Source organism: Inquilinus sp. NPDC058860 (genome assembly GCF_042743185.1).
Taxonomy (GTDB): domain Bacteria; phylum Pseudomonadota; class Alphaproteobacteria; order DSM-16000; family Inquilinaceae; genus Inquilinus.
This window is the reverse complement of sequence record NZ_JBHYMS010000036.1, coordinates 25,154-49,700: the sequence shown is the minus strand read 5'-3', so window position 1 is coordinate 49,700 and position 24,547 is coordinate 25,154. Positions and strand designations below refer to the sequence as shown.

The window sequence follows — 24,547 nt, the reverse complement described above, 5'->3', positions numbered from 1 at the left end:
ATGTCTCCGGCCCTCGGGCTGCCCGCGGCACCCGGGCCTTTCGGGCACCGCGGGACTTTCGCGGGGATCAGGGCTGGGTCGGCTTGAGCCGCACCATCATCAGGCGCGAATTGCCCCAGTTCGGCACCGGATCGGTGTAGGGGTCCTCGGCCGTCGGGTAGCCGGTCCAGTAGGTCTCGTCCATGGCCGTGAAGACGTTGTAGGCCATCAGCGGGATGATCGGCATCTCGCGGACCATGAACTTGGCGTAGTCGCGCCCGAGTTCGACCGTCTTCGGGTCCTCGAAGGACACGGTCCGGATCTGCTCGATCAGCTTGTCGAGTTCCGGGCTGGTCAGACGCTGCCAGTTGCGCGGCGACTGGGTCTTGCCGGCCGGCGCCACGAACTGGGAATGCCAGCTGTCGAGGAAGAAGGCGAGGTCGGGGTGGCCGCCATAGGTCTCGACACTCCAGCCGATGAAGGTGTCGAAATCGCCGGCGCCGCGCCGGTCCAGCATGTTCGTGCCCTGCGCCACGTCGATCTTGGCGTCGATGCCGAACTGGCGCCATTGCTGGGCGATCATGGTGCCGGCCCGCGTCATCACCGGGCGGGAGTCGCCCTCGACCATGATCTTGATCGAGAAGGGCTTGCCGTCCGGCGTGTACCAGGCGTTGCCGCGCTTGGCATAGCCGGCCCGCTCGAGCAGCTCGGCCGCGGCCGTGGGGTTCGGCTTCCACCAGCCATAGCCGAAGGAGCGCGCGATCTCGGCGGGGTCGGTCGGGATCTGGTCGCCCATGGACGGCCGCAGCATCGTCGCGATCTGCTGCCCCATGGTCGGGTCATACGGCTTGATCTTCTCCTTGCCGGTGTCCAGCTCGAAGGCGGCCAGCCACTCCTGCATCGGCTTGTGGTAGTCGTCCGGATGGGTGCCGGTCGGCGGGACGGCGATGGCCGAGATCGTCGCGGCCCCGCGGTAGGACGCCATCGCCACGGCCCGGATGTCGATCAGCAGGGCCAGGGCCCAGCGCACGTCATGGTTCTGGAAGGCCGGATTCTGCAGGTTGAAGATCACGGCCGGCAGGGTCGGATCGGGGTGGCCGTAGGGGAAGCCCTTGAACCAGGTCTTCAGCGACTTCGACTGCTTGGCGAGGGTGAACATGCCCTCGGGCGCGACGTCATGGATCACATCCAGGTCGTGGTTGAGCTGGGCGATCACGCGCTTGTCCGGCGGACCAGGGTCGACATAGGCGACGTATTTCGGTCCCGGCTCGCCGTAGCGGCCGAGCGTGGTGCGCTGCCAGTCGTCCCGTCGTTGCCAGACGAACCATTTGCCGTCCGGGTCGTAGCTGTTGAGCGTGTAGGCCCCGAGCGAGACCGGCTTGTTGAAGTCGAACCGCAGCGGGTCGGGCGCCTTCTCGAAGACATGCTTCGGCATCATCCAGATGGCGTTGAAGCGCACGGTGAACAGCGCGTGGAAGCGGGAATTCGGCTTCTTCAGCTTGAAGACGACGGTCTGCGGATCGACCTCCTTGACACTGTCGACGTTGAGCGAGAGCAGCGCGCTCCAGCGCATCCCCGGGGTCTTGATCTGCGTCTCGACGGTGTAGACGAGATCGTCGGCGGTGAACTCGACGCCGTCGCTCCAGTAGATCCCCGGACGCAGCTTCACGGTCATTTCCGTGAAATCGGCATTGTAGATCGGCTTCTCGGCGGCCAGGGAATTCTGCCAGGAGCCGTCGAGCCCCCGCTCCGGATCGATGTACCAGAGCGTGTCGAGGGCCAATTGGTGCAGGCCGGTGTACTGCCCGCCGGCGTTGATGGCCCAGATGTTGAACCAGCCGGGATTCTTGATCGTCCCTTCCGGGTTTTCGAGGATCAGCGTCTCCCGGCGCGGCAGCTCCGAGATCGTGGCTTGGGCGGATGCCGCGACAGTGCTTGCGATGAGGCTCGCCAAGGCGAGCACGAGCAGCTTGATGGCGCGCATAGGCTCTCCCTTTCTGACCGGTTCTGCGGCCGGCTCGGCAGGAGTGAAGCCTCATTCAGAGAATGCGTCAATCATTTTGATATGTATCATTTATGATGATATGAACGTCGCGTTACCGTGCCGCTTCTCCCGAAGGATGATCGTGCGATGGACGTCCCACAGCGCCGGTTGCTGACATTGATGGCCGGCGACGGCAGCGAGGCGCTGGAAGCGCTCGCCTCGCCCGTCAGGCTGGCCATGCTCAGGCTTCTCCGGCGGCGCGGGCCGTTGAACGTCAACCAGATCAGCAGCGAGCTGGAGCTGCCGCAGTCGACAGTCGCCATCAACGTGCAGAAGCTGGAGCGGGCCGAGCTGATCCGCACCGAGGCCGTGAAGGCGAGCAAAGGACAGCAGAAGGTCTGCTCCGCCCTCTATGACGAGATCACGGTCCGGCTCGACGACCCCGATGCCCTGCAGGACGACCGGATCATCGAGGTCGCGATGCCGATCGGCCTCTACACGACCTGCGAGGTCAGCGCCCCCTGCGGGCTGTGCTCGACGGACGGCGTGCTCGGCCTGCTCGACGTCCCCGATCACTTTCTCGATCCGAACCGGATGAAGGCGTCCCTGATCTGGTTCGGCCGCGGCTTCGTCGAATACAAGTTCCCCAACAACGCCAAGGTGGTCGAAAAGGCGATCGAACAGCTCGAGGTCACCATGGAGCTGTCGTCGGAGGTGCCCGGCACCAACAGCGACTGGCCATCCGACATCACGCTGTGGATCAACCATGTCGCCGTCGCGACCTGGACGTCGCCGGGCGACTACGGCGATATCCGCGGCCGCTATACGCCGCGATGGTGGAAGCTGGCCGGCTCGCAATACGGCAAGCTCGTCACCTGGCAGGTCACCGATGAGGGGGCGTTCGTCGATGGCAATCGTGCCTCCGACGTGACGCTGGAGCAGCTCCGCCTGAACGACCATCACGCGATCCGCCTCCGCGTCGGCATCGACGAGAATGCCGAGCACCCGGGTGGCCTCAACATCTTCGGCCGGGGCTTCGGCAACCATGATCAGGACATCGTCATGCGCCTGCGCCTGCGGGGGTAACGGTCCGGCAAGGCATCGTCCGAGAATTCGTGCTCCAGGGAAGAGGACGTCATTCTTTTATTGTCATTGCCGGGCTTGACCCGGCAATCCAGAAGATGTCGACAGTCTCTGGATGCCCGGGTCAAGCCCGGGCATGACAGTTGAGGTGGAAGTCCGATCATCAATCGGCTCACTTATTCTCGGGCGAGACCTAAGCGCATCGCTCAGCACCCCGCATCGGCCCAGCCCCGCGTCATCTGCGCGAAGCCGTATCGGTAGACCTCTTCCTCATTGGGGAAGAAGTCGCGCCACACGCGGGTGGCGGCGGCGAGCGCCGGAACGCCGCGGCCGAAGGCCTCGATCGTCAGCCTGCCGTCATAGCCCGCGTCCCGCAGCGCCTTGTAAGTAGGGCCCCACGGCACATGGCCCTTGCCCGGCGTGCCGCGGTCATTCTCCGAGACATGGACATGGATCATGTGGCGGCTGATCGTGCCGATGGCGGCGACCGGGTCCTTCTCCTCGATATTGGCGTGAAAGGTGTCGTACATCCCCTTCACGGCGGGATGGTCCACCTCGTCCAGATAGTCGGCCAGCTGCTCCATCGTGTTGAGGACGTAGCATTCGAAGCGGTTCAGCGCCTCGAGGGCAAAGCGTACGCCCTGCCGCTGGGCGTGGTCGCCGGCGCGGCGGTTGAATTCGATGCCGCGCCGGCGCTCCTCGGCCGTGGGGCCATGGCCCGTGAAATGGCCGAGCTGCGAGTGCATCGGGCCGGCGACGATCGACCCGCCGAGCGCCTTGGTGCAGTCGACGACCCACTTCGCCCGGTCCAGCGCGGCCTCCCGCTCGGCCCGGTCGTCCGAAAGGCAGTTGTGCCCTGCCCCCAGCACGCTCACGGCCGTGACATCGAAGCCCAGCACCGCAAGCTGCTCACCGAGCTGGGCGTAGTCGTCGGCCGTGCCTTCGAAGACCGGGATCTCGATGCTGTCATACCCCGTCTCCCGGAGCGCCTTCAGCAGGGGGGCGTGTTCGTCGGTGACGTGTCCCGTCCAGAGCAGCAGGTTGAACCCGTACTTCATGCCCCCCTCCTCCATCGGCTATTGGAGTCACACATCTCTTCTGAAGTCACACATCTCTTCCGCACCCTCGTTGGGCCCTGTTCGTTGCCTCTCCCGCTTGCGGGAGAGGTCGGGCTCGCGCAGCGAGACCGGGTGAGGGCGGCTCGACCGCGACACCAGGGCCAGCGTTTCAGGAGCGGGGCGGATCATGCACTCGCCCCTGGCAAAGCTGTGCTTTCGGCGAGGCCGCTATCCCCTCACCCGGACATCCTTCGGATGTCCGACCTCTCCCGCAAGCGGGAGAGGCAATGATCTCGCAAACCCGGTGCCGGCCGATGTGTGAATGCCGTAGCCTCCATCGGCCGTTGCGGATCGTCGGCCCGCTCCCTTCAGGCGAGATCCGCGCTCACTGCGCCGCCGACGCCTCGCCCTTCGCGGCCAGCAGCTGCTGCACCATGGCCTGGACCAGCCGCGGCAGGTCGTAGGGGAAGCGCGCGGTGATCAGGTTGCCGTCGACCACGCAGGGTTCGTCGAGCACGACGGCGCCGGCATTCTCGAGGTCGATCTGGATGTTCCACACCGCGGTGGCGCGCTTGCCCTTGAGGATTTTGGCGCTGACCATCACCCATTGGCCATGGCAGATTGCGGTGGTCGGCTTGCCGGCTTCATCCATGGCGCGCACGAAGGCCAGGGTGGGCTTGTCCATGCGCAGCGCATCGGGGTTCCAGCAGCCGCCGGGCAACAGGACGGCGTCGTAATCCGCGGCCTTGGCCTCGTCGGTGTAGCGGTCGATCTTCAGCCAGCCCGCATTCTCCATCAGGCGGATGGCGAGGACATGGGTGGCGCATTGCGGCGGGAAGCGCAGCCCCAGCGTCGGATCGAATTCGCCGATGCGCGGCGAGACGATGTGGACCGTGGCCCCGTGCTCCGTCAGCCAGCGCTGGGCGCCCAGGATCTCCACCTCCTCCACGCCGTTGGTGCAGCAGATGGCGATCCGCTTGCCCTTCAGCAGGGTCGGATCCGAGGGTGGGTCGAACAGGAAGCTGTTGAGCTCCCGGTTCAGCTCGCCATCCGCCGTGACCAGCAGCTCTGTCGAGATGGAGGGAACCGGAGATGTGGACATCAGCTGCTGCATCCGCTGGACGAGGGCGGCTTGATGAAGGCTCATTGTTCACTCTCCTGGAGATGTTGAGGGATTGTGCTCGCCGGATCCTTCCTCGCTGCCGGTGCGCCAGCGCCCCTGCAGCATCAGCACGCCGGCCAGGACGCAGGCGATGACCGCGACCGTCCAGGTGAAGCCGTGCATGTACCAGGGCTTGGCGGCCAGTTGGGCCTTGCCGGTGACGGTGCTGGGATCCGGCGGCTTCAGGAAGAACTGGCCGTAGAGATGCGCGGCGGCGATCGCGACCAGCAGGGTGAGACAGAAGATCATGGCGACGATCATCGCCGCCTTCACCACGGACCGTTTCGGGATGCCGGGCTGCGCCAGCGGCAGCAGGTTGTTCGCCAGCGCCGCCACGATGACGATGACGCCCCCGGCCGTGAACAACGCAATATTGAAGGGCTGGAAGATCAGCAGCAGCGCCGCGACGCCGAGCCCGATGATCGCGTATTCCAGCCTGCGCGCGCCTGCGGACGACAGCCCGCCATTGCCTCGATCATGCCGGCTCATGCGCGGACCGCCTTGCCGTCCGCGGCGAAGATGTGGGTCTGCATGGGATCCGGAATCAGGTGGAGCGGCTCGCCGATCTTCACCTTCCTGTCGCGCGGCACGACCACCCGGATGTCGCCGCCGGCCTTGGTCCGCGCATGGATGAGCATCTCGGCGCCCATCGGCTCGATCAGCTCGGTCATGGCGTCGATCGTGCCGGCGGTGTCCTCGGGCACGACGGTGAAGGCGCGCGGGCGCACGCCGACCGTGACCCGTCCCGGCCCCAGGGCGGCGACGGCGGGGTTCGCGGGGAGATCGACGTCCTGCTGGTCGAAGGTGACCGTCGCCTTGCCGCCACCATAGCCCTTGAGCTCCGCCTCGATCAGGTTCATCTGCGGCGTGCCGATGAAGCTGGCGACGAAGACATTGGCCGGCCTGGCGAAGACCTCGTGCGGGCTGCCCACCTGCTCGATCATGCCGTCGCGCATGATCGCGATCCGATCCGCCATGGTCAGGGCTTCGAGCTGGTCGTGGGTGACGATGACCGTGGCCTTGGACAGGTTCGACAGCACCGCCTTGATCTGGCCGCGCATGGCGTGGCGCAGCTCCACATCCAGCCGCGACAGCGGCTCGTCGAACAGGAAGCAGTTGGGATCGCGCACGATGGCGCGCGCGACGGCGACGCGCTGCTTCTCCCCTTCGGAGACCTGCCCCGGCATCCGGTCCAGGACATCGCGCAGATGCAGGATGTCGGCCACCTTGCCGACCCGGGCGGCGACCTCCGCCTTGCCGATGCCTTCGCGGTGCAGCGGCATCGCGATGTTCTCGCCGACCGTCAGCGCCGGATACAGCGCATAGAACTGGAAGACCATGGCGATGTTGCGCTTCTGCGGCGACAGCTCGTTCATGCGCTGCCCCGCGATCACGATGTCGCCCGCCGTGGCGCGCTCCAGCCCCGCGATCATGCGCAGCGTCGTGGTCTTGCCGCAGCCCGACGGGCCGAGCAGGCAGACGACCTCGCCCGCCGCGACCGACAGGTCGGCGTCCCGGACCGCGACGAACGGACCGAAGGCCTTGGTGATCCCGCGGATCTCGATGGTCGACATCGCTATTTCCTGACCGTGCCGAAGGTGACGCCGCGCAGCAGGTGGTTCTGCAGGAAGAAGGTGACGAGGAAGACCGGGATCAGGAACAGCGTCTCGATCGCGGCCAGCAGCGTCCAGTCGGTGCCGCGGCCGCCGGAGGAGACGGCCTGGTTCATCGCCACCGGCACGGTGCGCGTGTCGGCGCCGGTCAGGAGCAGCGCGAACAGGAACTCGTTCCAGGTCAGGATCAGCCCGAACACGAAGGTCGCGGCCAGGCCGGCGACGACCTGCGGCAGGCAGATCTTCCAGAACACCTTGACCTCGGACGAGCCGTCGATGCGGGCGGCATCCTCGACATCGGTCGAGAGCTCGTCGAAGAAGCTCTTCATCATCCAGATGGTGAAGGCGAGGTTGAAGGCGGTGTAGAGCAGGATGATGCCGGGATAGGACCCGGACAGGCCGACGGCGCGGAACATCAGGATCACCGGAATGATGACGACGATGGCCGGCAGCATCCGCGTGGTCAGGATGATGAAGAGGTAGGTGTCGTTGCCCTTGAGCGGGTAGCGCGAGAAGCCGTAGGCCGCGAGCGTGCCGAGGACGAGGGCGAGCAGGACCGAGACCGACGCGATCACGATCGAGTTGAAGAAGAAGCGGTCGAAGCCGGTCGCCTCCGGCTGCCCGCCGGCCGTCATCACGCGCGAGAACACCGAGCCGAAATTCTCCAAGGTCGGGGTGAAGACGAAGCGGTCGGGGATGAGGCCGAACAGCGCGGTCGGCGACAGCGTCGGCGGCACCGACAGCGCCAGCTCCTGCGGCTTGATCGCGGTGAAGATGATGAACAGCACCGGCAGGAAGTAGACCAGGCTGACGCCGGCCACGACCAGGGTGCGTCCCCAGCCGGCCTCCGCGACGCCGTGGCTCCGGCGGAAACCGATGCGTTCCCAGATGGACGGGCCGGAGACCATGGTCAGCTCTCCCCGTTCCGGCGATTGGCGAGATAGAGGTAGAGGTTGGTGAGGACGATCACCATGAACAGCATGATGTAGGAGATCGCAGCGCCTTCGCTGGTCTTGTTCTGCTCGTTGGCGATCCGGATCAGGTGGTACGAGATCGTCATCGTGTCGTTGCCGCCCTTGGTCAGGAGGATGACGAGGTCGGCCAGCTTGAACGCCTCGATGGTGCGGAACAGCAGCGCCAGCATCAGCAGCCCGCGGATATAGGGGAAGGTGATGGTCCAGAAGCGCCGCCAAGCGGAGACGCGGTCGATGGCGGCCGCCTCGTAGAGATATTTCGGCACGGATACGAGCCCGGCCAGCACCAGCAGCATGACGAAGGGCGACCACATCCAGGCGTCGGCGAAGACGATGCCCCCCACCGCGCCCGCCTTGCTGTCCATCAGGATGAACTGGCCGTCGGCGATGCTGTTCATCACATAGCTGAGGATGCCGAAGGTCGGGTCGTAGTAGTAGGTGAAGAACACGCCCGAAGCGACGACCGACAGCATCATCGGCGCCAATACCAGGATCAGGAGATACTTGCGCAGAGGGAACTGCTTGGCGAACAGCATGGCCAGCAGGAAGCCGACGATCATCTGGGCCGCGACCGTGAGCACGACGAACATGGCCGTGTTGGTCAGGGCGTGCCAGTTGTCCGCCGCGGCGATGTCGTTGGTCAGCACCTTGATATAGTTGCCGAGCCCGACGAACCGGATCGACTGCTGGTTCGACTGATAGGCAAAGAACGAAAGCCCCAGCGACCACAGCAGCGGGAAGATGTTCATCGTGAACAGCACGGCGATGGCCGGCGCCACCAGCAGCCCGCCATAGTAGCGGCGGCGATAGGCGTTGACCGCGAACGCCGCGGCGACCAGCGCCGCCATGGCGCCGACGATCCAGAAGGCGATGGCCGCGGGCAGCGCCGCCGCCGCAGCCACGGAGACGACGACGCCGACGACGATGGCCAGCCGCCAGTTGTCGGCGGCGATATGCGAAAATGCCGGCGACGTTCGGGCCCCGGGAGCCGACATGATGGGGGTCACGGACATGGGCGCTCTCGATCGCGGTTCTGCTTGGCGGGTCCGGCACACCGGCCCCGGCTCGGGATCGCTGCCGCCGGCCGGCGGCAGCGGCCTCGTCACATCATTGGATCAGGCCCGCTTCGGTCAGCAGGTTCTGCTGGAACTTGGCGATGTTGTCCAAGGTCGCCTTGGCGTCCTGCTTGCCGGTGATCGCGAGATCGAACTGATCCTGCTGCTGAGTCAGCAGTTCGAAGAACTGGGGCACGTGCCACACGTCCTTCTGCCAGTCCAGCGACGGGGCCCATGCCCGGTTCCACGGGCGATAGGTCACGTATTTGGGATCCGAATACACCGACTTGATCGCCGACTGGCCGCCAGCCGCCGCGAACTGGTGCTGGACGTCCGAGGACAGCCACCACTTCACGAACTCCACGGCCTCCTTGATCTGGACGTCGGTCGTCCAGGTGGTCAGCACGAAGGGCTGCCCGCCGATGTTGGACCAGCGGACCATCTTGCCGTCGGCCCCGATGGTTCCCGGCATCAGGCCGAACACCAGCTTGTCCGCGACCTTCGAGGTCTTCGGGTCGAGCGAGGCTTCGCCCAGGCCGATCCAGTCGACGTTCATGGCGACCTTGCCTTCACGGAACAGCTCGTCCGATTTGAAGATGTCCATGGTGCCGGTCCTGGCCACCGGCGGCATGTACTCGATCAGGCTCAGATACGTCTCGAGGGCCTTCACCGCGATCGGCGAGTTGACCACGCCTTCCGCCTGCCCTTTGGGAACCTGGGTTTCGTCCCAGATGTCGCCGCCCATCTGCCAGATCAGGCCGTTGATCTGCATGGACGAGAAGTCGTACGCCTTGCCGGCCTGAAAGGCGATGCCGTAGAAGTCGTCGTCGGCGGGCTTGCCGGCCAGCATCTCGCCCTTCTTGCGCCGGAAGAACTCACCGACGTTCCTGAAATCATCCCAGGTCATCGCGTCGATCTCTTCGCCCGTGCAGGGCAGCTTCTTCTGGTACTTCGCCGTAAAATTCTTCTGCTCGGTCTCGTCGCAGAGGACGTCCTTGCGCCCGTAGGTGACCAGGACGTCGGGAAACTGCGGGAAGCCGTAATAGTTCTCGGACTTGTAAGGATAAGTCGCGTAGGCGTTCAGCGGATTGGGATGGATCTCCATGAACGCTTTCTTGAACTCGGGATCGGCATCCAGAAGATCGTTGATCTTCCGGAAATAGCCGCCTTCGACGAAGGCGCCCAGCCACTGCGAGTCGGATACGATGAAGTTGTATTTCTGCTCACCGGAGGTGAGCGAGGCGTTCACGCGCGTGTAGAAATCGGGCCAGGGAATGAAGTCGACATCGAGCTTCACGGTGTTGCCGGATTTCGGCTTGTACTGCTCGTCGAAGAACTTCTTCATGACGCGCGTCGGCGGCCAGTCGGGCACCGCCATCGACAGCGTGACCTCTTCGGCCAGGGAAAACCTGGCCCCGCCCGTCATCAGCAAAGCGGCCAGGCCCGCCACCGCCACTACGCCCTTGATCTTCGTCGTTGCCATCATTCTCAGATCTCCTCCCCATGTGTTATCGGCTTTTTTGTTTTTGTCCGGCCTCGGCGTCAGGTCATCGCCTGCCCGTTCGAGGCCCGGAAGACGTGCAGCTTTCTTGGATCGAGAACGATCGAGGCCTGCTGACCGGGCAGCAGGCCCGAGGCCGCCGCTTCCGGCAGCACCAGCCGAAGCGTCTCGCCGCCGGTCTCCATCGAGATCACGGTGACGTCGCCCAACGGCTCCAGCATGGCGATGCTCGCCGCCACACCGCCTTCGCCGCCGGTCGCCAGGCGGATGTCGCTCGGCCGGATGCCCACCACGGCCGCCTCTCCCGCTTCCGCGGTGCTCAGTCTGCGCGGGCATGGCAGGAGGCCGATCGCGGATTCGACGGCGGTGCCGTCGCGGGCCAGCGTGCCCTTGACCATGTTCATGGCGGGCGAGCCGATCTTGCCGGCCACATACAGGTCGCGCGGTGCTTCGTAGAGCTCGTCCGGCGTCCCGGTCTGCACGACGCCGCCGTCCCGCAGCACGGCGATCTCCTCGCCCATCGACAGCGCCTCGAGCTCGTCGGGCGTCGCATAGACGATCGTCAGTCCGAACTGGCGGTGCAGCCGCTTGAGCTCGGCGCGCATCTCGTGCCTCAGCTTGGCATCGAGGTTGGTCAGGGGTTCGTCCAGCAGCAGGATCCGGGGGCGCCGGATCAGGGACCGGCCGAGCGCGACCCGCTGCTGTTCGCCGCCCGAAAGCGTGCCGGGCTTGCGGTCGATCTTCGTGTCGAGCCGGAGCATCGCCGCGGTCTCGCGGACACGGCGGCCGATCTCCTCCCGCCCCACCCCGGCCTCGCGCAGCGGATAGGCCAGGTTCTCGTGGACGGTGAGATGCGGATAGAGCGCGAAGGACTGGAACACCATCGACACGCCGCGTCCCGCGATCGGCTCGTGCGTCCAATCCCGGCCGAAGATCTCGACGCGGCCCCGGTCCGGCGCGACGAGACCGGCGATCATGCGGAGCGTCGTCGTCTTGCCGACCGAGCTGGGCCCGAACAGCACGAAGAAGCGGCTTTCCGCGACGCTGAACGACAGGTTGTGCAGGGCTGTGACGCGGCCGTAGGATTTGCTGACATTCGTCAGGCTCAGCGCGCAGGCGTCGACCTGTCCCATCGCTACCCCTCCCTTGACCGCCAGCGTATCACGGATCGCCGCTCCGCCGATGACCCCCATCCGGCTGCGGGGATCTGCGTCGAGCCGCGCAATTCCCGAGCGGCCCCATGCCTCTCCCTTTCGGCAGGCTCGACCACGGCCGACATCAGTCGAATGCCGGCAGCAGGCGATCGCGCGACCGCTCGATATGCGTGCGCATCGCCCGCCCGGCCTCGTTCGGGTCCCGTCGGGAGAAGGCGGCCAGGATCGCCGCGTGCTCGTCGAGCGCCTCCTCGGTGACCCGCGAGTGGAACATCAGGCGGAAAATATGAAAATGCGTGTGCTGGTGCGCCAGCGTCTCGCGGATGAGCTCGTTGCCGGCGACCGCGAGGATCTTGTCGTGGAACACCGCGTCTTCGCGCGCGAACTGGGAGTAGCGGGCCCGTGCGTCGGGTCCATCCGGGCGCGACATCACCCCCGCCGCTTCGGTCAGCACCTGCAGCGCCGCATCCGTCATCGCCGCCGCGGCCCTGTGCGCCGCGTCGGGCTCGAGCAGCAGGCGCAGCTCGTAAAGCTCGGTAAAGCGTCGGCGGGAGATCTGAGGCGCCGCGCTGTAGCCGACGAGATGCGTCTTGACCACCAGGCCCTCGCCCTCCAGGCGGCCCAGCGCTTCGCGGATCGGGGTCTGCGACACGTTGAACTCGCGCACCAGGGCGTCGACCGTGATGCGGCCACCGGGCGGGATCTTCAGCGCCATCAGCTGGGCGAAGATCGCCTCGTAGACCTCTTCCGCGAGGCTGGCCGCGCGATGGATCGCCGGACCGCCCTCGCCGGGATCGGCCGCCGGACGAGATGCGATGAGTGGTTTCTGACTGCGCACTGCTTTGTCCCTTGACAATGCAGGACAGCTAGCACGATCCTCCGCCGCGTTCAATACGATATCCTATACGATTCGATATAGGATATTGCGGGAGCAGATTTCAGCGGCAATCGATGGAGTCGATCGTGACGTCCTTCTCGGCGATCCGGCTGCCCAAGGAGATCCTGTTCGGCAAAGGCCAGCGCGCCGCCCTGCCCGCGGTCGCCGGCCGCCTCGGGCGGCGGGCGCTGGTGTGCACGGACGAGCGCCTCGCCGCATCGTCCGATTTCGAGCGGATGCTGGACGGCCTGCGCGCGGCCGGCCTTGCCGTCCACGTCCATGGCCGCGTGCTGCCGGACGTGCCGCGCGACAGCGCCGCCGGCTGCGCCGAGGAGGCGCGCGGCTTCGCGCCCGACCTCGTCATCGGCGTCGGCGGCGGCAGCTGCCTCGACATGGCGAAATGCGCCGCCCTGCTGCTGACCCATGGCGGCCGGCTGCCGGACTATTACGGCGAGTTCGAGGTGCCAGGACCGGTGCTGCCGGTCGTCGCCGTTCCGACCACCGCGGGGACCGGCTCGGAAGCGACGCCGGTCGCGGTGATCTCCGACCCGGATCGCATGCTGAAGGTCGGCATCTCGAGCCCGCATCTCATCCCCGCCGCGGCCATCTGCGACCCCGACCTCACCCTCTCCTGCCCGCCCGCCCTGACCGCGGTCGCCGGCGCCGACGCGCTCACCCATGCCATCGAGGCGTTCACCGCCGGCCGACGCCCGCCCTCGGCGGAGCTGGCGCAGCAGCACGTCTTCATCGGCAAGAGCGCGCTGACCGACCATTTCGCGCTGCTCGCCATCCGCCTCCTCGGGCGCAGCCTCGAACGCGCCTGGCGCGACGGGGCGGACGAGGATGCGAGGGCGGAGGTGATGATGGCGGCGCTGGCCGCGGGCTGCGCCTTCGGCACGGCGGGCACGGCGGCGGCGCATGCCATCCAGTATCCCGTCGGCGCCCTGACCCACACGCCCCACGGCCTCGGCGTCGCCACCGCCCTGCCCTATGTGATGCGCTTCAACCGCGCCGCGGCGCTGGCCGAGATGGCGGAGATCGCCGTCGCGCTCGGGGTCGATGGCGGGCGTACCAGCCGCGCGGCGCTGGCCGACGCCGCCATCGACGAAGTGACGCGGCTGCTGCACGCCATCGGCATCACGCCGACGCTCGCCGGACTCGGCCTGCCCGCCGACAGGCTGGACTGGACCGCCGAGCAGGCGGTCGGCATCGAGCGCCTGATCAAGAACAATCCGCGCCCGATCGGGCTCGCCGACATGCGTTGCCTGGTCGACGCCGCCTATCGCGGCGACCTGGACGCCGCGGCCTCCGCCCCCGTCCTCGAATAAGGGATTCCGTCCATGACCGTTGCGACGCCGCTTTCGGCTGCGCCCCGTTCCGCATCGACCCTCGATCCGGCGAGTTGCGCCCGCGGCCTCTGGATCGGCGGAGAACGGCTGTGGCCGGCGGGGCGCAAGCCGATTCCCGTCATCGATCCGTCAACCGAACGGCTCCTGGCCGAGGTGCCGGACGCATCGATCGAGGATGCGGCGGCGGCGGTCGAGGCGGCGGCGCAGGCGGCCGCGGCCTGGCGCGCGACCCCGCCGCGCCGGCGGTCGGAGATCCTGCGCCGCTGCTTCGAGCTGATGACGGAGCGCGCCGAGGACCTGGCGCGGCTGATCGCGCTGGAGAACGGCAAGGCCCTGCGCGACGCGCGCGGCGAGGTCGCCTATGCCGCCGACTTCTTCCGCTGGAACGCGGAAGAGGCGGTGCGCATCTGCGGCGATTTCATGCTCTCCCCCACCGGCGCGAACCATATCGTCGTCGACTACGAGCCGATCGGCATCTGCGTGCTGGTCACGCCCTGGAACTTCCCGGCGGCGATGGCCACCCGCAAGATCGCGCCGGCGCTCGCCGCCGGCTGCACCGTGGTGCTGAAGCCGGCGAGCGAGACGCCGCTGACCGCCTATGCGCTCGCCGCCCTCTGCGCCGAGGCCGGCGTGCCGCCGGGCGTCGTCAATGTGCTGACCACCTCCGCGCCCGGCCCGGTGACGGCTTCGATGCTGGCGGATCCCCGGGTGCGGAAGCTGTCCTTCACCGGCTCGACCCAGGTCGGCCGGGTGCTGCTCGCCGAGGCGGCGAGACATGTGGTGAGCTGCTCGATGGAGCTCGGCGGCAACGCGCCGCTCATCGTCTTCGACGACGCCGACCTGGAGCTGGCGATCGAAGGCGCCATGCTGGCCAAGATGCGCAACGGCGGCGAAGCCTGCACCGCCGCCAACCGCCTCTATGTGCAATCCGGCCTGTACGACCGGTTCGCGGCGGAGCTCGCGGCGCGCATGGCGGCGCTGAAGCTCGGCCCCGGCACCGACCCCGCCACCGAATGCGGCCCGATGATCAACCCGGCCGCCGTCGACAAGATCGAGCGGCTGGTGGACGACGCCCTGTCGCGTGGCGCCCGGCTGCTCTGCGGCGGCCGGCGGCCGGACGGGCCCGGCTATTTCTATCCGCCGACCGTGCTGGACGGCGTCCCGGCCGACGCCGCCATGGCGCGGGAGGAGATCTTCGGGCCGGTCGCCGCACTCAGCCGCTTCGAGACCGAGGACGAGGCCGTCGCCCTCGCCAATGCGACCGAATACGGCCTGGCCGCCTATGTCTTCACCCGCGATCTGGCGCGGGGCTTGAGGGTCTGCCGGCGCATCGAGACCGGCATGGTCGGGCTCAACCGCGGCCTGGTCTCCGATCCGGCGGCGCCGTTCGGCGGCACCAAGCAGAGCGGGCTCGGCCGGGAGGGCGGCGCGCAGGGCGTGCTGGAATTCCTCGAGGCCAAGTACATCGCGACGCGGCTTTGATCAGCCCTTCACCGCCCCGGCCGTCAGGCCTCGCACCATCGCCCGCTGCACGATCGCGAACAGCACGACGACCGGCACGATGCTGATGATGCCCCCGGCCGAGAGCGCGCCCCAGGGCAGCTGGAATTCCCCGACCATGAGCTGCAGCCCGACCGGCCAGGTTCGCGACCCGGTGCTGGTGGTCAGCATCAGCGCGAACAGGAACTCGTTCCAGGCCCCGATCGCCACGAAGACCGCGGTGGCGACGAGGCCGCCGGCCACCAGCGGCAGGACGATGCGGAGCATCGCGCCGATGCGGGAGGCGCCGTCGATCCGGGCGGCGTCCTCCAGCTCCGACGGCACCGCATCGAAGAATCCCTTCATCATCCAGATGAAGACCGGCAGCAGGAACGTCGTATAGGCCAGGGCCAGGCCGAGGCGGCTGTCGAGCAGGCCGACGCTGCGCATCAGGATGAACAGCGGCACGATGATCATGACCGCCGGAAACATCCGCACCACCAGGTAGAACAGCATCAGCTCGCGCCGGCCGCGGAAGCGATAGCGGGCGACGGCATAGGAGGCGAGTGTCCCGATCACGACGCAGATCGCCACGGTCGTCAGCGTCACCACGGCGCTGTTGACGATCAGGGTGGGGAAGTTGGACCGCGTCCAGATCGCGACGTAGTTCTCGAACGTCACCCTCGCTGGGATGTACTGGATCGTGGCGGTGACGATGTCGGATTCCGGCTTGAGAGAGGTCAGGAGCGCCCAGAGCACCGGAAACATCGCGAAGGCCACGATCGACAGGGCGGCGGCGTAGCAGAGCAGGACATGGATCCGGCGCCGGGCGGAACGGCTGCGAAGCATCAGTCCCTCATCGCGTTGGAGAGCTTCACATAGGCGTAGCTGAACACCATCAGCAGCAGGAACATGACCACCGACAGCGCGCTGGCGTAGCCGAAGTTGAACTCCTTGTTCGCCTTCAGGAAGGCATAGAGCGACAGCACCTGGGTCGAGCGGCCCGGCCCGCCGCCGGTCAGGATCAGCAGGATGTCGGGCGAGTTCACCAGGCTGATGACGCGCAGCACCACGGTCGCCACGATCACGACCCGCAGCTGCGGCAGGGTGATATGCACGAACTGGCGCCACAGCCCGGCACCGTCGGTCGCCGCCGCCTCGTAGAGGTCGCCGGGGATGCCCTTCAGGGCGGCCAGCAGCAGCAGCGCGAAGAAGGGAAAGCCGTGCCAGACCTCGACCACCATGGCGGCGAACATCGCCATGTCCGGATCCGCGAACCACGCCTTGTAGCTGCCGAGCACACCCACGCGCACCAGGATGTCGTTGAGCACGCCGAGGCGCGGATCCAGCATCAGCGCCCACATATGGCCGGCGACGACATTCGGCAGGAACCAGGGCAGCAGCACCATGACTCCGAACACGCGGAAGCCCGGCAGGCTGGTGTTGAGCACCAGCGCCGTCAGCAGCCCGAGCAGCAGCTCGCCGCTCGCGGCCCCCGCGACCCAGACGACGGTGTTCTGCAGCGACAGCCAGAACACCGGATCATGGACCAGCGCGACATAGTGCTTGAGGCCGACGAAGCCGGTCCCGAGGTCGACCCGGTTCAGCCTCATCTCGCGGACGCTGAGCACCATGCCCCACAGCGTCGGGTACAGCACGACCGCCAGGATCAGCACCAGGCTGGGAAGCAGCAGGTAGTAGGCCCAGCGCCGGCTTTCCGACAGGCGGCCGAGGGGGCCGAGCCGGCGGGCGGGCGCGGGCGCCGAGGGCAGGTCCAGCGCCGTCATGCCCGTGCCACGGCCGTGGCCTCGATCCGCTCCCAGTCGAAGTCGAAGCCGATGCCCGGTCGATCGGACACCGTGAGCACGCCGCCCTCGACCGACAGGGGCCCGAGGCTGCCGAGGCCCGCGATCTGCTCGCTCGAGATGACCAGCTGCTCGTAATAGTCGTTGTTGCGGATGGCGGCGCAGAGCTGGGCGTTGGCGAGGCCCATGCCGTGCACCTGGGCCCGCATGCCATGGGCCTCCGCCAGATGCGCGATCTTGACCGCGCCGGTCAGGCCGCCTTTGTAGAAGGTGCTGGTCCGCGCCATATCGAGAGCGCCGGCCTGGATCCAGCTGGCCATGTTCCAATGGCAGCCGTCCGAGGTCTCCGCCGCCAGGACCGGGATGTCGAGCGCGTCGCAGAGCTTGCGGTACGAGCCCAGCTCGAACTCCCGCATCGGCTCCTCGTACCAGAGGAAGCCTTCCGCCTCGAGCACCCGGCCGAATTTCAGGGCGGTGACGTAGTCCCAGCCGGCCGAGCCGTCGAACATCAGAACCGCACCGGGCCCGGCCCAGCGCCGGAGGTTGCGGGACAAGGCCGCGTCCTCCTTCGCGTCGCCCCAGGCATGCAGCTTGAAGGCGGTGAAGCCGGCGTCGATGCACTCCTTGATGTGCCGCTCGTAGTCGTCCATCGAATCCCAGGTGACCGTGGAGGCATAGGCCGGCACCCGGCGGTCGTGGCCGCCAAGCAGCTGGTGCAGCGGCATGCCGGCGGCCTTGGCCTTGATGTCCCAGGCGAGCAGGTCGACGATGCCGAGATGCGGCATCGGGATCTCATCGATCCGGTCGATCTCCCAGATCAGCGTCCACAGCCGCTCGGTCAGGAGCGGGTTCTCGCCGACCAGGCGCTTCAGCCGCCGATCGACGAGGCTCATCGCGCCCCAGGCGTTCGTCACCTCGATCGCGCCGGTGATGCCGGCATCGGTGTCCATCCGGATCACGGCCTTCAGCGGCTTCCGGTCCGCTCGCGTGCCGTCGCCGGATCCGGCCAGCCCGTTGCGCCAGCGATAGGGATGGGCCGGGTGCTCGGTCTCGACCACCCAGCAGCGGATGTCCTCGATGCGCATTCCATGCCTCCCTCGGACGGCCTGCCCGGCCGTTATTGCAGGGCCGCCTCGAGGCCGGCCATCAGGGCGTCGACGCAGCCTTCCGGCGTGCTCCGGCCGACCAGCACCTTCTGGAATTCGGGCAGCACGACATTGTCGCTCCATCCCGCGGACCCGATAAATTTGGGCGGCAGGCGGCCGAATTTGGTCGTCTCCACCGCGGCGCCGTACAGCGCGTTGCCGGTGATGCGGCTGTCCGACGCCGTCTCCGGCGAGGCCGGGAAGTACCCCGTCTGCTCCAGGAACGCGATCGCTGCGTCGGGCTCCGCCCAGAAGGCGAGCCAGGCCCAGGCGGCGTCGGCATTGGCGTCCGACATCAGGCCGTTGAACAGATAGGTCAGCCGCGCGATGTGGGCGGCGGGGCCGGCCGGGCGCACCGCGGTCATGAACTGGTCCGGCTTCATCGCGCCGGAGATCTCCGCCAGCGATCCGGTGTGGTGCCAGACCATGGCGGTCTGGCCCGTCTTGAACGCCTCCATGATCTGCCGGTAGCTGTCATTGGGGGCGCTGGGCGGGCAGACCTTGTGCCGCGTGAACAGCTCCGACAGGAAGGTGACCGCCTCGACGGCCTTGGGCTTGTCCATCGCCGGCTTGCCGTCGACGACGATCGGCGAGCCGAAGCTCTCGATCATGTCGACCACGTACTGGTACCCGCCGGCCCCGCCGCGCAGGCCGAAGCCGTAGCGGCCCTTCGCCGGGTCGGTCAGCTTGATCGCGGCGTCCTGGAATTCGGCCATGGTCTTCGGCGGCCCGCTGATGCCGGCCTCGTCGAACCAGTCCTTCCGGTAGTACATCCAGTCGACGAAGGTGAAGGCCGGGACGCCGTAGACCTTGCCGCCGACGCTCGCCCCGCTCCATCGGTCCTCCGGGAACGCCGCCGCCTTGTCCCAGCCCTTGATCCGGTCGGTGATGTCGATCAGCCCGCCCATCCCGACCATGTCGTTGACCCGCTCGGCGATCACCATCGCCGTGTCGGGCTTCGATCCCGAGACCACCGCCGCGGTGATCTTCGACATGTATTCCGGGTTCGGGATGTTCTCCTGGGTCAGCGAGATGCCGGGATAGCGTTGCCGGAACAGCGCCATCACCGCCTCCAGCCCCTTGAACTCGCTCTCGCTGGTCAGGTGGTGCCAGTAGTTGATGCGGCCTTCCGCCGCCGCCTGGGCGAGGCGCGGCGCGAGCGCCAGGACCGGGACGGCCGCGGCGGTCCGCAGCAATGTGCGCCGATCGACGAGCATGACATGTCCTCCCCTGTTTTGCGTTCTTGGATCTGCTCAGGTCGAGAGCCGGATCGGCGTCGACGCCGGGGCCGGCGGCAGTTCCTCCGGCCGCAGCACCTTCGGTGCCGCCCCGGCCCGCGCCTCGGCGGACAGCACCAGGCCATGGCCCGGCCGGTCCGGCGCGTAGGCATAGCCGTCGCGCATGGCGATCGGCTGCTCGACCAGGTGGTTGGTGTTCTGGAACGAGTATTCCAGCCAATCGGCCTCCGGCAGCGCGGCGGCCAGGTGGACCCCGATCTCCAGCGAGGTGTTGCCGAGCGTCACCGGGACGCCGTGCTCCGCCGCCAGCCAGCCAGCCTTCATCACGTCGCCGATATGGCCGTGGACGTTGAGGAGGTCGGCGCCGCGGCCCTCCAGCAGCCGCCGCTTGCCGCGCAGGTCGAGATACTCGCCGGAATTGACCAGCACATGCGGCGCGGCCAGGCGGATCTCCCGCAGGCCGTCGAAATCGTCGCGCAAACAGGGATCTTCGACCCAGAGAATGTCGAAACCCGCGCGCCGGAACCGGTCGAGCCGCCGGATCGCCTCCTTCGGCGACCAGGCCTCGTTGGCATCGATCATGATCGGCCCGTGGCCTTTGGCGATCTCGGCCACCAGCGCCAGGCGCCGGAGATCCCATTCGATGTCGGGATGGCCGACCTTGATCTTGAAGCCGCGATAGCCCTGGTCCCGCGCTTGCCGGAACAGCGACGCGTACTCGTCGTCGGTCAGGTGGAAGTCGAGGCCGCTGGCATAGACCCGCACCTTGGGATCGCTGCCGCCGAGATAGCGGTAGAGCGGCAGGCCGGCCTCCTGGGCTGCGAGATCCCACAGCGCCTGGGCCACAGCTTCTTCGAAGCCGAGCGACGTCCGGCGGTTGTTGCCGCCGCGGGGCCGGGTGACGCGGTGGATCAGCCCCGCCGGCGCCTGCCCCGCCAGGCCGGGCCACGCCTCTTCGGCGAAGATCCGCTCGATCTCGGCCAGCGCCGGCAGCGGATGAAAGAGGCTGTGGAAGAAGCCCGTGCCGGTGCGCCCGTCATCGGTGTGCAGCTCGACCACGCCGATATGCGCCTGGGCGATGCGGACCTGGCTGTCGCCGATCACCCGGTCGCGGGCGAACTGGAAGCGGGTCAGGGTGAAATCGGTCAGCCGCATCCCGGGCTCCTCCATGCGCCGTCTTGTGTGTCAGTTATTGATATATCAACTCAGTTAACAGATATTTCTAAACGTGGCAATTGAATCATCAGGCAAATGAGCAGCACCCCGAGACGGTCATCCGACGAACACCCGCCGACGCTGCGCGCCGAAGCCGCGCCGAATCTCAGCCGCATCGCCTATGAGCGGTTCAAGGAAGCGTTGTTCGACCGCAGGCTGCAGCCCGGCGCCTTCATGTCGCAGGCGGAGCTGGTCGAGATCGTCGGCTCGCCCCTGGGGCCGCTGCGGGAGGCGCTGCAGGTGCTGCAGGCGGAAGGGCTGGTGACGATCCGGGCCCGCGCGGGCATCGAGATCGCCAAGCCGGACCTGGCGCTGGTCCGCAACTCCTACCAGCTGCGCCTGTTCCTCGAGACGCCCGCCATCCGGCACTTCGCCGAGACCGCGCCGCGCGACCGGATCGAGGCGATGATCGCGCAGCATCGCGAGGCTATCGGCTGGGTCGATGGTGCCGATGTCGACCGCGACCTGGCGCGCCGGATCGAGGAAGTCGACGCCAGCCTCCATCTCGGCGCGATCGATGCGCTCGACAACCCCCTCCTGCGCAGGGCGTTCCTGCAGACGCAGGACTACATCCGGCTGATCCGTCTGGATCATCACTACGCCTATTCCGCAGCGAAGGTGCGGCGGACGATGGCGGAGCATCTGGAGATCTTCGGGGCCTGCCTGGCGAGGGATCCGGACGCTGCCGAGGCGGCGCTCAAAGCCCATCTGACACAATCGATCCAGCGGGCGATGGGAATTTAGATCACAGATCGGCAGGTCGAGCATCCGTGCGTCCCGATCTCGGTGGCCTGGAGACCGGATCGGACGAGAGATGCCGAGCCCCGGCGTCTCAAAGCAAAAACCCCGGCGCCTAAGCCGGACCAAGCGGCGGCTTTGAAGATCCCCCCTTCGGAAAGCCTATCGACGGCTGGGATCGAGCAGCATCGGCCCTGGGTTCAGATCGGGCAATGTCGACGATCGTATCCGCTCCCTGCTGCGAAGCCCGCGGCGACAGGCGATGAGAATGCGGGCCAGAGCACGCCCCTCCTCCATCGTCCAGGTCTCGCCACGCGAGGCGAACAGCGCCTGCTGCAGCCGGGCATAGAGCGACGCCAGATCCGCCCGGCCGCGGCCCTGCACCTGCGGCTCTGGGCCGGGCCGGGCCGGCAGGCAGGAGAGCCACGCGTGCAGCAGCCGGCAGGTCGCAGCCGCATCGCCCGTCCGGCAGGCCCGCCGCAGCCTGCGAAACACCGCGGGCTCGCCGTCCTCTCGGGCCTCGCGCCGGCGGCGCCACCAGGACATGGCGGCGGTCCAATAGCGATAGCCGAGGGCGCCCGCCGCCAGCAGCACCAGGACGGCGCCGGCGATCGGCAGCCATGGTCGACGGCTATCGCCAGCGTCCGGCATCCCCGCCGCGGCGGCTTCTGCCGCCTGCACCACCACCTCCACGCCCGGTTCCTGCGCAATCCGCGCGGTGCCGTCGTCCAGGTCCCACCAGATCTGCGCGGTGTCCGGCAGACGATACGTGCCCGGCCGTTCGAAGACATACGTCACCCGATCGGTGCGGCGGCCGGTGACCTCGCCGCGATCGATGCTGTCGGCGATCTCCGGCGGGTCGGCATAGGCGCGCACGCCGTCGGGTGCCGAGGGATCGAGGGCGGCCAGCGCCAGGCCGGGCACGTCCAGGGCGGTGCGCGTCATGCTGCGCTTCAGCGCGTCGCCGACCACGAAGGGCTTGGCCGGATCCGGCGTCCATTGCTCCTCGGCCGAGACATCCGTGGACGCGACGACGGGCTGCGACGGATCGATGCCGGGCGGCACCGCAACGGCGACCGAGGCCGGGTCCGAGCGGGCGCTGCCCACCGGATTGCCGGCCCGGTCCAGAAGCGTGGCGACGAAGGCCGGAAGCGTCAGGCTGCCGCCGCGGCGCGGATAGAGCGCGAACTCGAAGCGCTGGCCGACATAGCTGCGCCCTTCGAGCCGGTCGTTCATCGTCGTCGCCTGGCTCTCGAAGCGGAACAGCTGGGCGCCCGGGAACTCCGGCGCCGTCACCTTCGGCGGATGCGGCATGTCGTGGGGGAACAGCACGTCGACGAAGAGGCGGATCCGCTGGCCGATCACCGCACCCTCCGCCGGATCCGCAGTCACCCGAACCAGCACATCGCTGTCCTGCGCGGCGGCGCGACCGGCCAGGGCCAGGAGCAGCAGCAGGAAGGCGAGCCGCCTCACGGCGTCCCTCCCGGCGCCCCGGAGATCTGCAGCTGGTAGGCGAATTTCGCCCGCAGGAAATCGCCGGGCCGCGTCTGCACGCGCCTGAGCCACAGGGCGCGGATGTCGGCGTCGCTCATCGGCGCACCGCCGCCCTGTTCCTGGTCCGCCGCTTCCCCGCCCTTCTTGCCCGGCTCGATCACGATCTGGTCGGCAGCGACCTGCCCGCCCGTCTCGTCGCCGCCCTCGGTCTTCAGCCGCTCGGCCCGGAGCTGCGCCAGCCTCCGGTTCGCGACCGCGTCGTCCCAGCCCGGGCGAAGCGCCAGGGCGCGGTCATAGCGCCCGACCGCATCCTCGTACTTCCCGAGCATGACGAGCACGTTGCCCTGGTCGTAGGCGGCTTCGGCCGTGTCCAGCCCGCCGAACCCGACCGCGGCCTCCTTGAACTGCCCGGCCCGCATCAGCGCCGCGCCGCGCCACATCGGATCCTGGAACGCTTCGGTCGCCTCGGCATAGCGCTGCCGCTCCATCAGCCAGCGCCCCTGCTGGTCGGGCGTCAGCCAGAGCGCGAGCCAGCCCGCGCGGCTGCCGGTCACGGCCAGGGCAACCGCCAGGGCGAAGCCGATCAGCGCCAGCGGATGCCGTCCCGCCACCGCGGCCGTCTTGTGGAGCGCCGCCCTCATGCGCGCAGCCCCCAGCCGCGCCGGAACCAGCCCAGCACGAACAGCGCCAGCACCGGCACCAGCCAGAAGCCGGCCTCTTCCCAGCGCCGTCCCTCGCCCGCGACCGTCCCGACCGGGGCGGCCCGGGCCATGCGGCGGGCGATGGCCTGGACATCGGCGGTGTCGACGGTCAGGCCGATCGTGGCCGCATCCAGGGCGGCGGCGGCATCGGACAAGGCCCGGTCGGCGCCGCCCTGGGCCGGCGGCACCACCGGCAGGAGCAGCACAGGGACGCCGGGCGGGGCCCGGTCTTGTAGCGCCGAGAGCTGGTCCGGGGCGACGGTGTCGGCCAGCACCAGGATCGACCCGCCCCGCCCGCCTTCGGCCAGCACCTGCCCGGCCAGGGCGACCGCGTCAGCCAGGGCGTCGCCCTCGCGCGGCATCACCTCCGGCGCCAGCGCCCCGGCCATGGCCGCGACGACGCTGCCGTCGGCGGTCGGCGGCAGCACCAGATGGGCCGAGCCGCTATAGGCGACGAGGCCGGTCGCGGCGCCTTCGCGCAGCCCGACCAGATCCGCGATCTTCTGCTGCGCCCGCTCCAGCCGCGTCGGCGGCACGTCGGCGGTGGCCATGGAGGGGGTGACGCGCAGCACGATGACGGCGGGCGGCTGGGCATCGGCGAAGGGCGACGGCTCCTGCCGCCAGCTCGGGCCCGCCAGCGCGATCGTCGCGATGACCCAGGCGGCGAGCAGGAGATCGGCCGGGATCAGCCGCGACGCGCCTTCCGGCCGCACCAGCAGGTGGCGCAGCAGCTCCGGGTCGATCGCCCGGCGCCAGCGCAGCGCGGGGTCGGCGCGCCGCCGCTCCAGCCACCATAGGGCAAAGGCGGGCAGCAGGGCCAGCAGCGCCCAGGGCCGCAGGAGATGGAACGGGGCGAGGACGTCGATCATGCCGCTCTCTCCACCGCGCCGAGGGCTGCACGCCGGTCGCGGCGATGCGCTGCCCAGAGCGAAACGGCACGGTC

General features: G+C 68.2%; 22 protein-coding genes. 4 read left to right on the top strand and 18 right to left on the bottom strand.

Annotated elements, in window-relative coordinates; translation table 11 throughout:
* Positions 1–67 precede the first annotated feature (67 nt).
* The gene (locus tag ACFW16_RS22720; protein ID WP_380309258.1) at positions 68–1,963 is read right to left on the bottom strand and encodes an ABC transporter substrate-binding protein; all 1,896 of its coding nucleotides are present in this window, start codon (positions 1,961–1,963) and stop codon (positions 68–70) included.
* 147 nt (positions 1,964–2,110) lie between these two features.
* Here ACFW16_RS22720 and ACFW16_RS22715 point away from each other — a divergent pair, with 147 nt between their 5' ends.
* Positions 2,111–3,049, top strand: a complete 939-nt coding sequence (locus ACFW16_RS22715; RefSeq protein ID WP_380309256.1) for an ArsR/SmtB family transcription factor — start codon at positions 2,111–2,113, stop codon at positions 3,047–3,049.
* Positions 3,050–3,252: 203 nt separating this feature from the next.
* Here ACFW16_RS22715 and ACFW16_RS22710 read toward each other — a convergent pair whose 3' ends face one another.
* From ACFW16_RS22710 to ACFW16_RS22670, 9 genes are all read right to left on the bottom strand, one after another.
* Positions 3,253–4,104 (bottom strand): sugar phosphate isomerase/epimerase family protein, encoded by an 852-nt coding sequence (locus ACFW16_RS22710; protein ID WP_380309254.1) that lies wholly within the window; start codon positions 4,102–4,104, stop codon positions 3,253–3,255.
* 385 nt (positions 4,105–4,489) lie between these two features.
* A complete protein-coding gene (locus ACFW16_RS22705) occupies positions 4,490–5,251 on the bottom strand; it encodes a type 1 glutamine amidotransferase domain-containing protein (protein ID WP_380309252.1) in 762 nt (253 codons plus the stop codon).
* Positions 5,252–5,254: 3 nt separating this feature from the next.
* Positions 5,255–5,755, bottom strand: a complete 501-nt coding sequence (locus ACFW16_RS22700; RefSeq protein ID WP_380309250.1) for a hypothetical protein — start codon at positions 5,753–5,755, stop codon at positions 5,255–5,257.
* A complete protein-coding gene (locus ACFW16_RS22695) occupies positions 5,752–6,840 on the bottom strand; it encodes an ABC transporter ATP-binding protein (RefSeq protein ID WP_380309248.1) in 1,089 nt (362 codons plus the stop codon). Before ACFW16_RS22695 ends, ACFW16_RS22700 begins: the two co-directional genes overlap by 4 nt.
* Positions 6,841–6,842: 2 nt before the next feature.
* Positions 6,843–7,787, bottom strand: a complete 945-nt coding sequence (locus ACFW16_RS22690; protein WP_380309245.1) for a carbohydrate ABC transporter permease — start codon at positions 7,785–7,787, stop codon at positions 6,843–6,845.
* A 2-nt stretch (positions 7,788–7,789) separates the two neighbouring features.
* Entirely contained in the window at positions 7,790–8,866 is a 1,077-nt protein-coding gene (locus ACFW16_RS22685) for a carbohydrate ABC transporter permease (protein ID WP_380309243.1), read from the bottom strand.
* 94 nt (positions 8,867–8,960) lie between these two features.
* A complete protein-coding gene (locus tag ACFW16_RS22680; protein ID WP_380309241.1) occupies positions 8,961–10,394 on the bottom strand; it encodes an ABC transporter substrate-binding protein in 1,434 nt (477 codons plus the stop codon).
* Between the two features lie 56 nt (positions 10,395–10,450).
* Entirely contained in the window at positions 10,451–11,542 is a 1,092-nt protein-coding gene (locus ACFW16_RS22675) for an ABC transporter ATP-binding protein (protein ID WP_380309239.1), read from the bottom strand.
* Between the two features lie 145 nt (positions 11,543–11,687).
* Positions 11,688–12,455, bottom strand: coding sequence for a GntR family transcriptional regulator (locus ACFW16_RS22670; protein WP_380309237.1), 768 nt, complete (start codon positions 12,453–12,455; stop codon positions 11,688–11,690).
* Between the two features lie 71 nt (positions 12,456–12,526).
* On the opposite strand from ACFW16_RS22670, the gene ACFW16_RS22665 reads away from it, so the two are divergent.
* Positions 12,527–13,768 carry an iron-containing alcohol dehydrogenase gene (locus tag ACFW16_RS22665; protein WP_380309235.1) on the top strand — a complete coding sequence of 414 codons (1,242 nt, stop codon included), beginning with the start codon at positions 12,527–12,529 and terminating at the stop codon, positions 13,766–13,768.
* A gap of 12 nt (positions 13,769–13,780) precedes the next feature.
* A complete protein-coding gene (locus ACFW16_RS22660) occupies positions 13,781–15,271 on the top strand; it encodes an NAD-dependent succinate-semialdehyde dehydrogenase (protein ID WP_380309233.1) in 1,491 nt (496 codons plus the stop codon).
* On the opposite strand, the gene ACFW16_RS22655 is transcribed toward ACFW16_RS22660, so the two are convergent.
* The 5 genes from ACFW16_RS22655 to ACFW16_RS22635 are packed head-to-tail and all read right to left on the bottom strand — an operon-like array spanning position 15,272 to position 20,611.
* Positions 15,272–16,117, bottom strand: coding sequence for a carbohydrate ABC transporter permease (locus tag ACFW16_RS22655; protein ID WP_380309231.1), 846 nt, complete (start codon positions 16,115–16,117; stop codon positions 15,272–15,274). It lies immediately after the preceding gene.
* On the bottom strand, positions 16,117–17,055 hold the full coding sequence (locus ACFW16_RS22650) for a carbohydrate ABC transporter permease (RefSeq protein WP_380309229.1): 939 nt from the start codon (positions 17,053–17,055) through the stop codon (positions 16,117–16,119). Before ACFW16_RS22650 ends, ACFW16_RS22655 begins: the two co-directional genes overlap by 1 nt.
* Positions 17,052–18,158 (bottom strand): enolase C-terminal domain-like protein, encoded by a 1,107-nt coding sequence (locus tag ACFW16_RS22645; RefSeq protein ID WP_380309227.1) that lies wholly within the window; start codon positions 18,156–18,158, stop codon positions 17,052–17,054. The genes ACFW16_RS22650 and ACFW16_RS22645 overlap by 4 nt, the downstream gene beginning before the upstream one ends.
* A 32-nt stretch (positions 18,159–18,190) precedes the next feature.
* On the bottom strand, positions 18,191–19,435 hold the full coding sequence (locus ACFW16_RS22640) for an ABC transporter substrate-binding protein (RefSeq protein WP_380309225.1): 1,245 nt from the start codon (positions 19,433–19,435) through the stop codon (positions 18,191–18,193).
* 36 nt (positions 19,436–19,471) lie between these two features.
* A complete protein-coding gene (locus tag ACFW16_RS22635) occupies positions 19,472–20,611 on the bottom strand; it encodes a mandelate racemase/muconate lactonizing enzyme family protein (protein ID WP_380309223.1) in 1,140 nt (379 codons plus the stop codon).
* A 96-nt stretch (positions 20,612–20,707) separates the two neighbouring features.
* On the opposite strand from ACFW16_RS22635, the gene ACFW16_RS22630 reads away from it, so the two are divergent.
* A complete protein-coding gene (locus tag ACFW16_RS22630; RefSeq protein WP_380309221.1) occupies positions 20,708–21,415 on the top strand; it encodes a GntR family transcriptional regulator in 708 nt (235 codons plus the stop codon).
* Positions 21,416–21,571: 156 nt separating this feature from the next.
* Here ACFW16_RS22630 and ACFW16_RS22625 read toward each other — a convergent pair whose 3' ends face one another.
* The 3 genes from ACFW16_RS22625 to ACFW16_RS22615 are packed head-to-tail and all read right to left on the bottom strand — an operon-like array spanning position 21,572 to position 24,473.
* On the bottom strand, positions 21,572–22,882 hold the full coding sequence (locus tag ACFW16_RS22625; protein ID WP_380309219.1) for a hypothetical protein: 1,311 nt from the start codon (positions 22,880–22,882) through the stop codon (positions 21,572–21,574).
* Positions 22,879–23,544, bottom strand: coding sequence for a tetratricopeptide repeat protein (locus tag ACFW16_RS22620; RefSeq protein WP_380309217.1), 666 nt, complete (start codon positions 23,542–23,544; stop codon positions 22,879–22,881). Before ACFW16_RS22620 ends, ACFW16_RS22625 begins: the two co-directional genes overlap by 4 nt.
* On the bottom strand, positions 23,541–24,473 hold the full coding sequence (locus ACFW16_RS22615; protein ID WP_380309215.1) for a VWA domain-containing protein: 933 nt from the start codon (positions 24,471–24,473) through the stop codon (positions 23,541–23,543). Before ACFW16_RS22615 ends, ACFW16_RS22620 begins: the two co-directional genes overlap by 4 nt.
* Positions 24,474–24,547 lie beyond the last annotated feature (74 nt).

Bases quoted from the DNA above. Each gene is read 5' to 3' on its own strand.
- ACFW16_RS22685 (WP_380309243.1), bottom strand. From the start codon at position 8,866: ATGTCCGTGACCCCCATCATGTCGGCTCCCGGGGCCCGAACGTCGCCG.
- ACFW16_RS22645 (WP_380309227.1), bottom strand. From the start codon at position 18,158: ATGCGCATCGAGGACATCCGCTGCTGGGTGGTCGAGACCGAGCACCCG.
- ACFW16_RS22660 (WP_380309233.1), top strand. From the start codon at position 13,781: ATGACCGTTGCGACGCCGCTTTCGGCTGCGCCCCGTTCCGCATCGACC.
- ACFW16_RS22635 (WP_380309223.1), bottom strand. From the start codon at position 20,611: ATGCGGCTGACCGATTTCACCCTGACCCGCTTCCAGTTCGCCCGCGAC.
- ACFW16_RS22680 (WP_380309241.1), bottom strand. From the start codon at position 10,394: ATGATGGCAACGACGAAGATCAAGGGCGTAGTGGCGGTGGCGGGCCTG.
- ACFW16_RS22705 (WP_380309252.1), bottom strand. From the start codon at position 5,251: ATGAGCCTTCATCAAGCCGCCCTCGTCCAGCGGATGCAGCAGCTGATG.
- ACFW16_RS22700 (WP_380309250.1), bottom strand. From the start codon at position 5,755: ATGAGCCGGCATGATCGAGGCAATGGCGGGCTGTCGTCCGCAGGCGCG.
- ACFW16_RS22720 (WP_380309258.1), bottom strand. From the start codon at position 1,963: ATGCGCGCCATCAAGCTGCTCGTGCTCGCCTTGGCGAGCCTCATCGCA.
- ACFW16_RS22710 (WP_380309254.1), bottom strand. From the start codon at position 4,104: ATGAAGTACGGGTTCAACCTGCTGCTCTGGACGGGACACGTCACCGAC.
- ACFW16_RS22620 (WP_380309217.1), bottom strand. From the start codon at position 23,544: ATGAGGGCGGCGCTCCACAAGACGGCCGCGGTGGCGGGACGGCATCCG.
- ACFW16_RS22615 (WP_380309215.1), bottom strand. From the start codon at position 24,473: ATGATCGACGTCCTCGCCCCGTTCCATCTCCTGCGGCCCTGGGCGCTG.
- ACFW16_RS22675 (WP_380309239.1), bottom strand. From the start codon at position 11,542: ATGGGACAGGTCGACGCCTGCGCGCTGAGCCTGACGAATGTCAGCAAA.
- ACFW16_RS22630 (WP_380309221.1), top strand. From the start codon at position 20,708: ATGAGCAGCACCCCGAGACGGTCATCCGACGAACACCCGCCGACGCTG.
- ACFW16_RS22695 (WP_380309248.1), bottom strand. From the start codon at position 6,840: ATGTCGACCATCGAGATCCGCGGGATCACCAAGGCCTTCGGTCCGTTC.
- ACFW16_RS22650 (WP_380309229.1), bottom strand. From the start codon at position 17,055: ATGACGGCGCTGGACCTGCCCTCGGCGCCCGCGCCCGCCCGCCGGCTC.
- ACFW16_RS22690 (WP_380309245.1), bottom strand. From the start codon at position 7,787: ATGGTCTCCGGCCCGTCCATCTGGGAACGCATCGGTTTCCGCCGGAGC.
- ACFW16_RS22655 (WP_380309231.1), bottom strand. From the start codon at position 16,117: ATGCTTCGCAGCCGTTCCGCCCGGCGCCGGATCCATGTCCTGCTCTGC.
- ACFW16_RS22640 (WP_380309225.1), bottom strand. From the start codon at position 19,435: ATGCTCGTCGATCGGCGCACATTGCTGCGGACCGCCGCGGCCGTCCCG.
- ACFW16_RS22715 (WP_380309256.1), top strand. From the start codon at position 2,111: ATGGACGTCCCACAGCGCCGGTTGCTGACATTGATGGCCGGCGACGGC.